Genomic DNA, 15,405 nt, shown 5'->3' on the forward strand with positions numbered 1-15,405 from the left:
TATATCAAGCGCATCCGACCAAAGGAAGCCCGACGATGAGCGACAACGCCCGAGATCTGCCACCCGAAGCCATCCGCGCTCTTGCCGAAGCCGAGGAACGCCGCAGGAACGCGGAAAAACTCGAACTGCCCAAGGAACTGGGCGGGCGCAAGGGGCCGGAACCGGTGCGGTATGGCGATTGGGAAAAGAAGGGCATCGCCATTGATTTTTGACGTGTTTGTCTGCCTTGGAGGGGCTCAGGTTTCTTCAATGGGCAGGAGCGCACCCGGAAAGCGCCAAGTTTAGCACAGTGATATCAGAGGACGGCCAAGAGCAGTTTTGCGCATCGGGAACCTGTCACCGAACCCCTCACACATCTCCGGCCTCTGATCTATAGAACTCGGCGCCCCATCCGATGTCTTTTCGCATGATCGCGCCGAAATCCGAGACGTGTCCGTGCCGGATCGCGTCGAGAAGCTGTTTGTGCCCGAGGTTCCAATCGAGGTTCGCGACGTCGGATTTTTCGAAACCCTGATACAGCGACGGGCCGGATTTCATCCAGAGCTGCTCGATCATTGCGACCATGTCAGGGTTGTCCGCTTTCCTGTAGAGCAGGAAATGAAAGCGGTAGTTGTCGGCCATGTAGGCGCGGAAATCCCGCAGTTTGAGATGTGCATCCATGCGCTCGCACAGCGCGCTGAGTTCATCCAGCATGTCAGGTGTCATCGCGCGATGAGCCGCCTCGACCGCAGCACTTTCCAGGAGCGCGCGCAGGTCGAACAGATCGGCCGCGCGCTTGTCGCTCAATCGCGGGACGTTGAATGCTTTGGCGGCGGCGCTTTCGATTGCATGCTCGGACGCCAGACGCTTCAACGCCTCGCGCACCGGCATCGGACTCGTCCCGAATTCCACCGCGAGTTTGCGCATGGATAGGCGGTCACCGGGTCGATAATAGCCTAGGATCAAACGGTTTTTCAGTTCCGCATAGATACCATCGGACAGCGAGGTTTCTTTTTGAATAATAGCGCCATTCATGCCGGCAATCTGGCATGAATGGCTTTCGCAAAGCAACTCGGCTTGAGGGGTGGCATCAAGCCCGCTCACGGTGTTCAGCCCTTGAACCACCAGCGTTGATAGGCGCGGGCGCCGTCCAGTTCCCAGGTGCTTCCAACATTTTCGGGATGGGCCACGGTGTCCTGATGGGCATAGACGTAATTCGTGAACATGGGCAGGATCGTGCCCCCATCATCGCGGGCGATCAGGCTCATCTCGCGGTACATCTCCGCGCGCTTCGTGTCGTCAAGTTCAGCCTTGGCTTGCAGGAGAAGCTCGTCAAAGCGTTCGTTGCTCCAAAACGCCTCGGACCAGCTTGCCCCTGTCTTGTAGGCGAGCGTGAACATCGTGTCGGGCGTCGGACGTGCCCCCCACTTGGAGAAAATGAACGGCTTCTTCAGCCAGACATCCGCCCAGTACCCATCGCCGGGTTCGCGGATCGGCTTGATGTTGATGTTTGCCGCCTTGGCCTGTTCGGAGAAGAGCGTCACGAAGTCCACCGCGCCCGGCATGATCGAATCCGATGCCGACATGTCCAGGCTGAGGCTGTCCATGCCTGCCTGTTTCAGATGCCATTTCGCCTTGTCTGGATCATGGGTGCGCTGCGGAATATCGTCGGGATAGTAGGGCATGTTGGGCGAGATGTGGAAGTCATTGCCCGGCGTGGCCGTACCGAAAACGATCTTTTCGATAAGCTCGTCGCGGTTGATGGCCAGCTTGAGCGCCATGCGCACATCATTGTTGTCAAAAGGCGCCTGCGTCACATGCATGGGCAAGGTTACGGCGGAGCCGGACGGCAGGTTCAAGATCGAAATCCCTGCGCGTCGTTCCAGCAAGGCGAGCGTTTTCAGGTCAACCGAACTGACAGCATCGACATCGCCTGAGACCAGTGCGGTTTGGCGGGCGTTCGGGTCGTTGATGGCGATGAGTTCGATCGAATCGAAGTACCCTCCGTCGCGGTGCCATCCCTCGTGCTTGGTCAGCTTGGCGCTTACCCCGGCATTGAAGTTGTCGACCTTGTAGGGGCCAGATCCCATACCACCGGCCCAATCGGCCTTGCCGTCGGCATCGGCCGGGACCATCGCGATGTGATAATCCGTCATGATATAGGGCAGATCGGCAAGGCCGGTGTCCAGTTCGATCACCACGGTATGATCGCCGTCCGCGCGTACATCCGTCACATTCGCAAGCAGGGATTTCGCCGCCGACGCCGATTCTTCGCCAAGGTGATGGCGCAGCGATGCGAGCACGTCATTGGAGGTGACGGGGCGCCCATCATGGAACGTCGCATTCTTGTTCAACTCGAAGGTCCAGACCTTGGCGTCGGGAGACGCCGTCCAGCTATCGGCCAGATCCGGGCCGAGCGTGCCGTCGGGATTGACCTCGGTCAGATAGCTGCGCGAGGCATGGGCCAATTGGATCATGAAGACCGAAAGATATTGCCCGGGGTCCATCGTGTCGGTGGTGTTGGCGTCGTGGATGGCGACCCGGAAATTTCCGCCTTGCGAAGGGGTCATTGCCGACACCTCGTTCGTCCAAAGCGTTGCCGCCGCCGCGGCGGTCAGGCCGGTGGCCGTTGCGTTCTGCATGAAATGGCGGCGGGTTATGCCACGCTGTCGCCCGGCCGCAACGATGCGGTCGAGTATCAGATTGCTGTCGTCGTTTTTCATTTTTCTACTCCCCTGTTGGTTGATTGCGGACCATTAAGAAATGCTCACGCCGGTTCTCTTGTCGATTTTTCGCCATGCTGAACCGTCTCATGGCGATTACTTGGTAGAGGCAGCGCCCGGTTCAGACCGTCAGCAAGCGTGCCATATATTTCGTGAAGTCCCAGATCGTCCCCTCATAATCATCCGGCGCCAGAGGTCCGCCATCAAAGGTGCGGGTCTTCATCGTCTCCTGCAGAATTTCGAGTTTTTCGCGGTCCTCGACATTGAATGACCTGCAGAGATCAACGTAATCCCTGACAGCCTGCGACTCGGGATCATCCTCGATCCCCGTGACGCCCCAGCGGATGCGGACTTTGTCCGGGCCATTCGGGCGGAGGCACATGAACAGCGTGAAATTCGTTGCCATGCCGACGACGAGGTTCGGAAACACCCCATACATCGGTGAGTTGGTGGTTTCGTCCTCGGTCAGATCCGGATGGAATGGGCCGCGTGGTGGGTAGTCGGGATCGTAATAGGCGTGATATCCCGTCCAGGCATCACCCGACACCATTTTTCGGCACAACCGGGTTGGCGTGATCTTGTGCAAGGTCTTCAGATGCGTCGCGCTCAGGTGGTAGCCTTCCATGAAATTCTCGAAAAGCGCCTTCCAGTTGCAGGCCCACTCATCCTCTTCCATGAACACCAGGAAACGCTCGTCTTGGTGGTAGTTCCTGATGACGTTCTGCAGACCGCCAAGCCGGGGCGTAAGGGGCTCGGCCTGACCGTCGAGATTAACAAAGATCCACCCGTTCCAGATTTCAGATGAAAACTCAGGCAGACCGCATTTCTTTTGATCGAATGCAGCCCGTTTCTTCATCAGTGGCGCCGCGACAAGCGCGCCTGTCGTGTCATAGTTCCAGGTGTGATACTGGCAGATGAACTTGCGCGCATTCCCCGACCCTTCGGCGACACGGTTGCCCCTGTGGCGGCAGACATTGGACAGCACCCGGACGGTCCCATCGCGATCGCGCACGACCAGCAATTGTTCACCAACCATCTCCGTGGTGAAGAAGTCGCCGGGATTTCGGACCTCTCCGATATGTCCCACGCAGAGCCATTCCTTGCGCAACACCGCGTCGATCTCGACTTCAAGAAAGGCGGCGGAGGTGTAGAATTCCGCGGGCATTGCCAGGGCCTCGTCGTCCGGCAGACTTGCCCGAAACGCGAGAGCTTCACGAATTTTGTTGGTGTTGCCGCTGGCGTTGTCCAGCATGAAAGCCTTCCGGTGTGGTTTTGAGCAAGTCTCTAACTGAGATCACGGTTTAAGATTCGTTTCAAGTAGATGTTTAGCGGGGTTGCATGATCCGGCGCAGAAAGGAATCCGAATCCATCCACGCCTTTTGCTGGCAGGTTTCAGCAGGCTCTAAAGCAAGTTTTTTGATGAAAAACCAAGTATAGTGAGTGGTTTGGAACTTTAATTCTCTGATCTTCGACACGATGTCGCTCGGTCAATTTGCACGCTGGGGATTGATTTTATCTCCCAGTAGAAATAACCGTGATCGCAGTTTTAGATAGTGACCGTGCGAAAATAAGTGCGTTGGGCCACGATCCCGATCGTTCATGGAGGGGACATGTTTCTCAAAAACACCTGGTATGTCGCTGAGTGGTCCGATGAAATCGGCGATGAGTTGCAGGAAGTTGTTCTGCTGGAGGAAAGCATCTGCATGTTCCGTGACAGCACGGGCGCGGTGGTGGCATTGGAAAACGCCTGCCCGCATCGCAAGCTGCCGCTGACCAAAGGCCGGCGCAAGGGCGACACCGTCGAATGCGGCTATCACGGGCTGACGTTCAATTGCACCGGCCAATGTGTCCGCGCACCGGGCAAGGGCGGCATCCCGTCCAATGCCAAGGTACATGCCTATCCCTGCGAGGAACGGTACGGTCTTGTCTGGATCTGGATGGGCAATCCGGCGTTGGCGAATGTGGACGAGATCTTCGAGATCGAAAATTACGGCAACCCCGAATGGGGTCTCAACCGCGGCAAGGCGTTGGAGATTGATTGCAATTACCTGTACGTGACCGACAACCTTCTTGATCCGACCCATGTCGCCTGGGTGCATCAGTCGTCGTTCGGGCAGGCGGCAACCGAGGACACGCCCCTGCGGATCACCAAAGGCGAGGATGGTGTTACGGTCTGGCGGTGGATGATGGATGTTGAACCGGCACCGTTCTATAAAAAGATCGTAGAGTTTGACGGCAATTGCGACCGGTTGCAGCATTACGAAGTACGATATCCCTGCCATGCGATTATCCGGGCGGTGTTTACGCCCGCAGGTACCGGTGGGGAGGGTGGCCCCCTGCACGACAAGACCTTTATCATGGACAGCTACAACTTCATGACGCCGGAAACCGAAAGCCGCACGCGCTATTATTGGTTTCAACTGCGTAACCTGCGGCCGGATGATGAGGATTTGTCACGGATGATGAGCGATGACGTCAAACACGCCTTTGAAGAGGACCGCGACGTGCTCAACGAGGTACAGAAGGGCATGACGACCAAGAAGACAGCGCATATCGACCTGCCGATCGACGGCGGACAATTGCGGTTCCGGCGGCAACTCGAAGTGTTGATCGAGCAGGAACGCACGGCCGACGCCGCCCTGGCCTGATGATGGCCGATCTGCCCGCCATCCTCACCGTTCTCGACGATCTCGTGGCCATTCGAACCGTCCCGGGTGAGAAGAATGCGGAATGGCTGCGGTATGTTTCTGCGCGCCTTGCTGCCATCGGCGCCGAAATCGCGGAGGTGCCGTCACCCGCGGGGGAACGCACCGGCCTGATCGCCAGTATCGGCCCGGATCGGCCAGGCGGTCTTGTACTGTCGGGTCATTTGGATGTGGTGAGCGCCGACGGGCAGAGCTGGACAAGTGATCCCTTTCGCCTTCGCCGCACGGAAAACAGGGTCTATGGTCGCGGCACCACCGACATGAAAGGCTTTGTTGCCTGCGCCATTGCGGTATTCGAGGAGGCTGCGCGCGGCGATCTTTCCCATCCCGTCCATATCGCGCTCTCCGCCGATGAGGAAACCGCCTGCCAGTCTGCCCGGAGCCTTGCGGCGCATATCGCCAAGAACCTCCCGCCCCCGCGCGGCGTTCTTGTAGGCGAGCCAACGGCGCTTCGGCCCAGTAACGGCCAGAAAGGATCCTATACCTATGCGGTTGATGTAACCGGTCGCGCGGCGCATGCCAGCATGCCCGAACTCGGGGTAAGCGCGACGGCGATCGCGGCGCGGTTGATGACATGGATCGAAGACCAATCCGCCAGAGTCTACGGTCCGGAGACAACGAGCCATTCTGTCGGTGTGGTCGAGGGAGGTACCGCCAGCAACATCATCGCGGGGCATTGCCGGTTCGAATGGGACATCCGCCTCGCGGCAGGAGACCGGCTCGACCAGATTGAGCAGGCGTTTCACACCGAAGTCGAGCGTCTTCTGGTGCCGCACAGGGAGAACGCAGCCGAAGTTGATGTGCGGTTGCAACAGACGGCGGATTTCCCCGGTTTCCTGACCGCGCCCGACCATCCTTTCGTAAAGGAATGCCTGATGGCGTCCGATGCGGGTGACCCTCAAGCCTTCCCGGCCGGAAGCGAAGGGGGCATCTATTCTGCGGCTGGCCTGCCGGTGGTCATCATGGGGCCTGGCGACCTTGCCCAGGCCCACATTGCCGATGAATTCCTTGAGATCGAGCAGCTTGAAAGTTGCGCGGTGCAACTGCGGCGGCTCATGGGGATGCAATAGGTGACTGGTCCGCCACACGGTCGCGGCGAATGCGGGATGCTTCCTGGCGCATCGGCGCAAGCTGCGGTGCATTTCGGATGAAATCCGCAGCTCTCGCCGCGATCATCATTGTCGGGGCATTGAGATTGGCGCTTGTGATCTCCGGCAGAGCCGAGGCATCCACCACGCGCAGGCCCTCTATCCCCCGGACGCGAAATTGGTCATCCACCACCGCCAATTCGTCATGCCCCATGCGGCAGGTGCAGGACGGGTGAAACGCGGTTTCCACCCTCTCGCGCAGCATGGCTTCGATTTCCTCATTCGTTCGGCAATCGGCGCCCGGGGTCATCTCGGCTCCCCGAAACGCATCGAAGGCGGGTTGCGCCACAAGATCGCGTGCGCGCGCCACACCTTCCCGCATCTCGCGCAGGTCATCGGCATCGGCCAGGTAGTTGAAATGCAACCTCGGTGCCCCCTGCGGGTTGGCCGGATCAAGCGCGATGTGCCCCGTGGTGCGCGGCCTTGCGTGATCGACATTGACGGAAAACGCCTGGTTGACGGTGATCCGGTCCCCGTCAACGGTAAATCCCAAGGGGCCAAAATGGTATTGCAGGTTGGGATAGGCGATGTCGTGATTGCCGCGGATAAGGCCGCCGGCTTCCCATATGTTTGATGTGGCGATGCCGCGGCCGGTCAACGCCCATTGCACCCCCGCAGCCGCCTTGACGAGCGGGTTGCCGATCCGGTGAAAAGCGAGGGGTTTTCGGCAGGCAAATTGTAGTTTGATCTTCGCGTGGTCGCGCAGGTTCTGACCGACACCGGGCAGGTCGGTGGCAACAGGGATACCGCATTCACGCAGGTGATCTGCCGGGCCGATCCCGGACAGCATGAGTAGATGAGGAGAGTTGATTGCGCCACCGCACAGGATGACCTCTCGGGTTGCCCTTGCGACCCGGCGTTCGCCGCGCTGGTCGAATATGACGCCCTCGGCCCGGTGCGCGTGAATTTCCAGAGCTAGGACCTCTGCCCCGGTCTCCAGGGTAAGGTTCGACCGCCTCAAAGCCGGCTTGAGAAAGGCAGTTGCCGCACTGCATCTGCGGCTGCGGCTCTTGGTGGCATCATACCGCGCGACACCTTCGGGGTGCTGCCCGTTCAGGTCGTCACTTGACCCTTGTCCTGCCTGCTTTCCGGCTTCAAGAAAGGCGTCATAGAGCGGATCGTGGGTATCTGTCCGCGTGACTTGCAACGGGCCGGAACCGCCCCGCCACTCATCCCCGCCGCGGCTATAGCTTTCAGCGGCTTTGAAATACGGAAGGCAATCGGCATAACCCCAGCCCGTCAGACCATGATCGCGTTCCCACCGATCGAAATCATCCGGGTGGCCCCGCATGTAGACCATCGAATTGATCGCCGAAGAACCGCCCACAACCCGTCCGCGTGGGGCCGGGACGCGGCGGCCATTCAGCCCCGGTTCAGGTTGCGATACATAGTTCCAATTGATGCGCCGGTCGCGGAAAGCGCGGTAGACGCCGGCTGGAACATGTATCATGAGATTTCGATCCGGCGGTCCGGCTTCGAGAAGCAGCACGGAAACCGACGGGTCGCGGCTGAGTGCTTCGGCAACGACACACCCCGCCGACCCGGCACCAATGATGATAAAATCATGATCGCCCTGTTTCGTCATGTCCCCGGCATCTGGCTGCTGTGACATGACCAAGTTCCACAGAATGCCCCCGGAAGTCCATTGCCGGTCAAAGACCCGGATCACCGATGACATCTCTCACGGGCGGTTTGCAATGCCATTCGCCGGATCAGGCGTAGCCCAAAGAAGGACCTTCGGAGCTTATCCGGACCTCAGCACATTGACCGAGCATTCGGCGTGACGCACCACCCGCGCGGTCGTTGGCCCGATCAGGTAGTCGGCGAGCGACGGGCGATGCGCGCCCATCACGATCTGTGTTGCGCCGATTTTCTCTGCCACTTTGAGGATTTCCTCATAGGCCGTCCCGTGCCGCGCCACGGTCTTGACCTTCATGCCGCTTGGCGTGTGTTCCGCGACGATTTCGTTCAGCCGCTCAAGCGCCTCCTTCACGATCCCCTTGAGGTCATAGTCCTCAGAGCCACCCATTTCGCCGCGTATGGCATAGCGAAAATCAAGCCCGGACAGAATGTCGGGGACCACCGTCATCACCGTCATTTCGCCATCGCGCGCCTTGGCCTGCATCACGCCTTCCTTGATCACCTTCAATCCGGTTTCCTGGTCCGCGAGGTCGATTGGAACAAGTATCTTATCTGTCATTTTCAGCCTGCCTTTCGTGACTCAGCGAACTTCACGGCGTGTGTAGAGCCAGAATACCCACACGAACATTAGAACAAGAAGAACATTCAGGATCGACACGTCCGCGGACGGGTTCATCGCCGCAGGTGGTTCCGGAAGTGCGGGCGCAAAGGCCGCGGCAATCGGCAGCACGGGGTCGATGATCCCGCCATCGGACACACCGCCTGCCAGCGCCTGAACCGTGCTTGTGGGTACCGGTTTCAGGCTGGGCGCTGCCGTGGCACCGGGCCCCTGTTCACCGATGGTCGTGGCCGCCGCAGCGGGGGCGGGACCGGCAAGGACCACCTGGCTCGACAATGTTTCGATGGCGGTGAATTGCAGCGCATAGGTGCCGCCGGGGATACGGGTCTGGCGCAGGAACGGGTATTTCACGAGGTTGCCGCCATCGGTCCATCCGGTGATCGGCAAAAGCTTCAACCCGGCGCCGTCAAAGGCATTCTCGACCACATCCAGCCCAAGCGGACCGGAGATCAGCGCGACCTGACCCGCATCGGCAATCGCCGCGATCAGCTCTGCGGCGCTGGCCGCATCCGTCGCAACCAACTCCGCATTCAGGCCAAGTGCGTCCTTCAGGATCATGCCCAGCTGATGGGTCGATGACCCTTCGGGGCCGACGATCAGTGCCGATGCTTCCTGGAGCGATTTCGGGGCATCCCCGTCCGTTGTCGCAACGAAGTGCAGGACGTTGGTTCCCACCGCTGCGACGCTTTCGAACTGATCGAGGCGGCGCGGTGCGGGACCAGAGATATCAAAGAAACGCTCGGCCCCCACCATGGCGAGCCGTGCATTGCCGCTGGCCACTTCTGCCAGGGGGTCGTTGCTTGCTTCGATGGCGACCTCGCGCCCGACAAAGGCCCGCCTGACCGCCCTGAGCGATGTACCCGCATGGGCGCTGTCGGTCAGCACGGCGGATGTCGCGATCAGAAGCGGATCCTCGGCCTCGACGGCCCCGGATGAAATCAGCCCCAGGCGCGCAAGGGCATCCCGGGCCACGGCATCCGGCGCCCGCCCCTCCAGGTCGACCTTCCGGTTAAGCGCCTGCATCTCGGCCTCGGAAAACTTGCCGCCGAGCGCGTCCAGCGCGCCGCCCAACTCGGGGAATTCGGACAGCGACGACATGCGCACGATGGGCGCCAGTTCATAAACCGGGAAGAAGGTCAGGTTGTCTTCGAGCAAGGTCAGGCCGTAATCCGCGATCTGGCCATCGGTGGTGTAGACCTCGATCACGTCCACCTTTTCGTCCAGCAGCATGTCATAAAGCTGCCCGCGATCCTCGAGCGGCACCTGCTCCACACTCCCGAATTCAAATCCGTAGCGTTGAACCATCGGGTTGAGACCATCAAGCGGGCGATCATCGAAGTCGTCTTCGATGCCCAGTGAGACCTCCGACGAACGGGCTGCGAGATCTGTCATGGTGGTCAGTCCAAGCTCTTCGGCCCGGTCCGGCAACATGGCCAGCCCGTAATTGTTGGCAAAGCCCACCCGTTCGCGCCAAGAGATCCCCAGGGGTTCGAACACCTCCTTCACCCGCGCGGTGGCCTCATCGCCATCGGCCAAGGGGCTTTGGCCCAGCATGACCAACCCGGTGCCATTGTACTCCGGATAGGCGTCGATATCCCCGCGTTTCAACGCTTCGAGAATGGCGGGGGTGTTTTCGTATTCGACAACCCCTTCCACCGGCAATCCCTGCTCGGTCGCAATCGCGGCCATCATGTGCGCAAGAACCCGGCTTTCGCCAAAACTCTTCGAGCCGATGCGGATGGCGCTTTCCTCTTCCGAACATCCCGCCAGCAGGACCACCGCGGCGAGAACTGAAATGAATGTCGATTTGAACATGGGTCTCTCCTTTCTCTGCGGTTGGTGTCAGGCGCTGCCTTCGGCGGCGATTTCAGGGTTTCGGCCTTCGGTTTCACCCTCGGCCTCGATCACTTCGGGCTCTGCGACCTCCTTTCGGATTTCCCGCATGAAGCCCACGATCTGCAGCAGGACAATCACGGCAAAGGGAATGGCCCCCGTGATCGCCATGGCCTTGGCCACCTGCACCGATTCCGTGACCAGCGTCGAGAATGTCAGAACCGCGATCAGGATGCCCCAGATCATCTTTTGAATGACCGGCGGGTTCAGGTTTCCGTCGGTTGTCATCATCGACAGAACGAAGGTGCCCGAATCCGCCGAGGTCACCAGGAAGATGAAGAGCAGGACAGCGGCCAGACCGGCCAGCAACGCGCCGCCGGGGAAGTAACCCAGGAAGGCAAAGAGCGCGGCAAAGACATCTTCGAAAATGATCTCTTTCAGGCCGCCACCGCCGAACATCTCGATATAGAAGCCCGCACCGCCAAAGGCTGCGAACCAGAGCATTGAGAACATGGTGGGCACCAGGACGACGCCAAAGACGAATTCCCGGATCGTGCGCCCGCGCGAGATGCGGGCGACAAAAATGCCGATGAAGGGCCCCCAGGCCAGCCACCAGATCAGGTAGGTCAGCGTCCAGCCGGAGGTCCATCCCGTCAGCCCCTCGAACGGGTAGAGCGTGAAGGACTTGGTGATGATCGCGCTGAAATACTGGCCGATGGAATCGACGAACGTCTCCATGATGAACTGCGTGGGTCCGGCGAAGATCACCAGAAGCATGATGGCCACGGTCAGCACCATGTTGAGGTTCGACAGGATCTTGATCCCCTTGTCGACGCCGGTCGTGGCCGAGAGCATGTAGCAGACGAAGAGCGCCGCAAGGATGATCATCGACATGGTGTTGTTCTGCGGCGTGTCGAACGCGTAGAACATGCCCGAGCGCACGGCGAGCGCGCCCATGGCGAGCGATCCGGCCAGGCCGAACACCACCGACAGGACACCCAGGATATCCGCGGCCTTGCCGACGTTTTCGCCTGCCTTGCCCTTGAACACATGTTTGATGGGCGTCGATATCATCGAGGGTTCATTGCGCCGGAAGGTGAAATAGGCAATCACCAGCGCGCAGCAGCCGTAGATCGACCAGGCGTGCAGCCCCCAGTGCAGGTTGGTGATGACCAAGGCCTCGCGCGCCGCTTCCGCGGTTTCGCCTTCCATGCCCGGGGGCGAGACGAAATGGTACATCGGCTCCGCCGCGCCCCAGACCAGAAGGCCCGAGCCCATACCGCCCGCAAACAGCATCGCGATCCACGACGCGGTGTCGAATTCCGGTTCCTCGTCGTCTTTGCCCAGCCGGATGTTGCCGTAAGGCCCGAAGGCCATGTAGCCGCCAAGCAGTAGAAAGCCCGAGCACATGGCAAGCCACATCCATCCCGCCCCGTTGAGCAGGTAGCTGGTGAAGGCCTGCGCCGAGCCTGTCATGCTGTTGGGGCTGATCACCCCCCAGACGCCGATGGCGAGGCACAAAACCATCGCGACGATGAAGACCGTGTTAAAGGACGCACCTTTGAAATTTGACATTTTCCCACCCTGTTTTTCCCGCAAGGCGCGTAATCCGCCCTTTACAGGCGTCCATCGGATGTCGATTTTCTTCACAAATCAAGGTTGACAGCGGCGAAAAAACTCAGCGAATCGTTGTATTCTTGGCGATTTCCCGCCCACGCTGCTTTCGTGTGCTTGATCCCGAGGCGGTTGGCTTGATTGCCCTTGATACGGTGCAAGATCGCAAGGCGCAGCCTATGGGAGACATGCGGAGAAAGGTGGCTTGTTGCCAGGTCGCCGCATAGACGCAGCCTTTGTGTCAACGTCGAAGGTAACGGAAGGCCGACGTTTTGGGGCACGGCAAATCCGTGTGCGGTCGACCGTGACGGGCACAATGGGCTTTTGGCAGAAAACGAGGGTGAATTGGCATATCTGCCAGGCACATCCCTTGTAAAACGGTTCTCAATGCGGAGCCGCAGCTCTCATCATTCTTACCAAAGGTCGATGTCATGAAGAAACTAGCCGCACTTGTCTTCCCCGGTTTCCAGACGCTGGATTTGCAGGGGCCCCTGGAAATGCTGGGAGATCATGATGAAGGATCTGTCGACATCAAGATCATCGCTGAGACCCTAGAACCTGTACCCAGCTACCATGGCACCAGGATCTTGCCCGACAGAACCCTCGCAGATGGAACAGATTACGATCTTCTTCTCATTCCTGGCGGTGACAGCGCACCGCTTGATCCGGTCAATCAGGCCATCAATGCCTGGATCGTCGAGACCTCCAAAAACGCCGAATATGTGATGGCGGTCTGTACCGGTACGGTTCTGTTGGCCACGACCGGCCTGCTGGATGGGCGCAGGGCGACAACCAACAAGAAGGATTTCCTGGCGACCATCCATCACGGGCCGAATGTCGAATGGGTGAAAGAGGCCAGGTGGGTCGAAGATGGCAAGTTTATCACCTCGTCGGGTGTTTCAGCCGGCATGGATATGAGCCTTGCGGTCATGGAGAAACTGTTCGGTCACAAGGCTGCCTATGAGATCGCGCGAGGGTGTGAGTATGAATGGCACCAGGATTGCAACTGGGATCCCTTCGCCAAGCTCGCCGGGTTGGTTTGAGATCATCGGAGTTTTGGGCCGATTGCCCGCGATGGTGCGAGAGATGTGCCAGTTGACCCGTAGGAAAGAGACATGATGCAGACCGACAAAACAGCCCCAAAACTGGCGCTCTATACGTTCGGCCTCTTCATTGAGGATGATGACCATCCCGCTAATGATAGCTTTTGGGAGCTGAATGACCGCATCTTTGCGATCGTTGACCTCTGCAACGGGTTGATTGCGCGCTCTGGATATGCGGACGAGGACGGCCCCGAAAGCTGGGGCCGCGAAGTCTATCCGCATTTCGCCCATGAATACGGAAGAGATACCGCACCCTCCACGCTGTCCCTCTGGGAGAGCATCGAGGCCGCAATGGCGTTCGTGTATTCGGGATTGCATGCAGAGGCTTTGAAGCGCGGGCGCGAGTGGAACATCAAACCGTCATGGCCGCCTTACGCTGCGTGGTGGTGGCCGCATGAAGCGCCTCCGGAGTGGTCCGATGCCGTGCAGTTGCACAAGCGCCTTCATGACAATGGCCCGTCCCCCAAGGTGTTCAACTTCAAGTCGCCGTTTGGACCGCATGGCGAAAAAATTGCTTTGGACCGGAAAGAGATCAGAAGATTATCAAACCTGAATGCACAGCGGATCTAGAATGCCTGTTTGTCCTTGGCCCGCTTCACCTAAGATGCCCTGACAGTGCTTTGCCAACCAGAACCGACGCCATGACACGAAATCCCTCTCATCAACCTGACACATCCGGGACACCCTTGGAGGTCGTGTTCGTCATCTACCCGGACATTTCCCTTTTGGACCTCGCGGGCCCGCTACAGACGATCACCTGGGCGAAGGAGCACGGGACGGATCGCCTTGGATACCAATCGACCATCGTCTCGCTTGGGGGCGGGCAGGTGCCAAGTGACACGCTTATCGCCGTTGATACCCAACCGATGGCGGCGTTGAGCGGGAAACATATCGACACCTTGATCGTCGTGGGGGGAGACGGCGTTTATGCCGCGATCAAGGACAGCTCTTTCCTGGATGCCGTGTCGGCGTTGGCGGCCCGATCGGATCGTGTCTGCGCGGTGTGTTCCGGCGCGTTGGTTCTGGCGGGGTTGGGGTTGCTCGATGGTCGGCGCGCCGTGACCCATTGGGAAGACAGCGACAACCTGGCGACCATGTTTCCGGATGTTCTGCTGGAAGAGGACCCGATCTACATCAAGGACGGTCATATCTGGACCTCGGCCGGTGTGACCGCGGGAACGGACATGGCCCTTGCGATCGTCGCCGAAGACCTGGGGCGCGAGGCGGCCCTTGCACGGGCCCAGGCGCTGGTCACCTACATGGTACGCCCCGGCGGCCAGTCGCAGTTCAGCCGGGTTCTGGAACGCCAGAGGCTTGAAACCGCATCACGGTTCGAAGACCTTCACAGGTGGATACGCGCAAACCTGCGGAAAGACCTGCGGGTTGAAGAGCTTGCCGGATTTGAAAACATGAGTGTTCGAAGTTTCTACCGCCTCTACACCGACACGATGGGACGCACCCCCGCGAAGGCCGTCGAGATGCTCAGGATGGAAGCGGCGCGGGAAATGCTGGAGACAAGCGGCACCGGCATCAAATCGGTCGCGCTGCGCTGCGGGTTTGGGGATGAGGAACGCATGCGGCGGGCCTTTGTCCGGCTTCTCGGCGTGGCCCCGAGCGAATACCGCGCAAGGTTCCGATTGGCAGAGGGCGTTGGATAGGTGGTGAGGTCAGCGATGCCTCAGACACAGGCCAGCATCATCGAGGTATGATGAACCACGAGATTACATTCAGGTCCTACCACGTTGCCGACCGGCGCTGGGTCGTTGCGACCACCTCTCAATTCAGACTATCCAGACGCAAAAATGTTCCACTTTTCTGAAAACTCACGTTCTGAATGAAGGAGCGTTGAGTGACATATCAGGATCACCATCCACTGCATCGGTGACACCACCTTGTACATACCTTCACTTTTTCCTTGTGACGGGGTGTTGCTCTTCCGAATAGACGCAGCAGAATACTATTTCCAAAGTGCTTAGCCAGCAATTTCCATATTAACTGTGGAATGCAGATTTGGTGCGTGCTCCAAGAATTCCATCTTGT

General features: G+C 59.3%; 13 protein-coding genes. 6 read left to right on the forward strand and 7 right to left on the reverse strand.

Annotation, left to right across the window (positions count from 1 at the left end; translation table 11 throughout):
* The first annotated feature begins 35 nt into the window (after positions 1 to 35).
* Positions 36 to 212 (forward strand): DUF1674 domain-containing protein, encoded by a 177-nt coding sequence (locus RBB29_RS10845; protein WP_306114239.1) that lies wholly within the window; start codon positions 36 to 38, stop codon positions 210 to 212.
* 136 nt (positions 213 to 348) lie between these two features.
* Here RBB29_RS10845 and RBB29_RS10850 read toward each other — a convergent pair whose 3' ends face one another.
* From RBB29_RS10850 to RBB29_RS10860, 3 genes are all read right to left on the reverse strand, one after another.
* Positions 349 to 1,083: a GntR family transcriptional regulator gene (locus RBB29_RS10850; protein WP_306121146.1), complete on the reverse strand. Its 735-nt coding sequence runs from the start codon at positions 1,081 to 1,083 to the stop codon at positions 349 to 351.
* A gap of 5 nt (positions 1,084 to 1,088) precedes the next feature.
* Positions 1,089 to 2,702, reverse strand: coding sequence for an ABC transporter substrate-binding protein (locus RBB29_RS10855; RefSeq protein WP_306114237.1), 1,614 nt, complete (start codon positions 2,700 to 2,702; stop codon positions 1,089 to 1,091).
* Positions 2,703 to 2,823: 121 nt separating this feature from the next.
* Positions 2,824 to 3,954: an aromatic ring-hydroxylating dioxygenase subunit alpha gene (locus RBB29_RS10860; RefSeq protein WP_306114236.1), complete on the reverse strand. Its 1,131-nt coding sequence runs from the start codon at positions 3,952 to 3,954 to the stop codon at positions 2,824 to 2,826.
* Between the two features lie 358 nt (positions 3,955 to 4,312).
* On the opposite strand from RBB29_RS10860, the gene RBB29_RS10865 reads away from it, so the two are divergent.
* On the forward strand, positions 4,313 to 5,350 hold the full coding sequence (locus RBB29_RS10865) for an aromatic ring-hydroxylating dioxygenase subunit alpha (protein ID WP_306114235.1): 1,038 nt from the start codon (positions 4,313 to 4,315) through the stop codon (positions 5,348 to 5,350).
* Between the two features lie 2 nt (positions 5,351 to 5,352).
* Complete coding sequence (gene argE / locus RBB29_RS10870) at positions 5,353 to 6,477, forward strand: acetylornithine deacetylase (RefSeq protein ID WP_306114234.1); 1,125 nt, start codon at positions 5,353 to 5,355, stop codon at positions 6,475 to 6,477.
* On the opposite strand, the gene RBB29_RS10875 is transcribed toward argE, so the two are convergent.
* The 4 genes from RBB29_RS10875 to RBB29_RS10890 form a co-directional block, all read right to left on the reverse strand.
* Positions 6,461 to 8,167 (reverse strand): choline dehydrogenase, encoded by a 1,707-nt coding sequence (locus RBB29_RS10875; protein ID WP_306121147.1) that lies wholly within the window; start codon positions 8,165 to 8,167, stop codon positions 6,461 to 6,463. The genes argE and RBB29_RS10875 overlap by 17 nt on opposite strands.
* Positions 8,168 to 8,299: 132 nt before the next feature.
* On the reverse strand, positions 8,300 to 8,755 hold the full coding sequence (locus RBB29_RS10880; RefSeq protein ID WP_306114232.1) for a universal stress protein: 456 nt from the start codon (positions 8,753 to 8,755) through the stop codon (positions 8,300 to 8,302).
* A 21-nt stretch (positions 8,756 to 8,776) separates the two neighbouring features.
* The gene (locus RBB29_RS10885) at positions 8,777 to 10,630 is read right to left on the reverse strand and encodes a glycine betaine ABC transporter substrate-binding protein (protein ID WP_306114231.1); all 1,854 of its coding nucleotides are present in this window, start codon (positions 10,628 to 10,630) and stop codon (positions 8,777 to 8,779) included.
* Between the two features lie 27 nt (positions 10,631 to 10,657).
* On the reverse strand, positions 10,658 to 12,223 hold the full coding sequence (locus tag RBB29_RS10890) for a BCCT family transporter (protein ID WP_306114230.1): 1,566 nt from the start codon (positions 12,221 to 12,223) through the stop codon (positions 10,658 to 10,660).
* A gap of 470 nt (positions 12,224 to 12,693) precedes the next feature.
* On the opposite strand from RBB29_RS10890, the gene RBB29_RS10895 reads away from it, so the two are divergent.
* From RBB29_RS10895 to RBB29_RS10905, 3 genes are all read left to right on the forward strand, one after another.
* Positions 12,694 to 13,305, forward strand: coding sequence for a DJ-1/PfpI family protein (locus tag RBB29_RS10895; protein WP_306114229.1), 612 nt, complete (start codon positions 12,694 to 12,696; stop codon positions 13,303 to 13,305).
* A gap of 72 nt (positions 13,306 to 13,377) precedes the next feature.
* Positions 13,378 to 13,935: a DUF3291 domain-containing protein gene (locus RBB29_RS10900; protein WP_306114228.1), complete on the forward strand. Its 558-nt coding sequence runs from the start codon at positions 13,378 to 13,380 to the stop codon at positions 13,933 to 13,935.
* 71 nt (positions 13,936 to 14,006) lie between these two features.
* On the forward strand, positions 14,007 to 15,023 hold the full coding sequence (locus RBB29_RS10905; RefSeq protein ID WP_306114227.1) for a GlxA family transcriptional regulator: 1,017 nt from the start codon (positions 14,007 to 14,009) through the stop codon (positions 15,021 to 15,023).
* The last annotated feature ends 382 nt before the right edge of the window (positions 15,024 to 15,405 follow it).

Source organism: Roseovarius sp. MMSF_3359 (assembly GCF_030733385.1).
GTDB lineage: Bacteria > Pseudomonadota > Alphaproteobacteria > Rhodobacterales > Rhodobacteraceae > Roseovarius.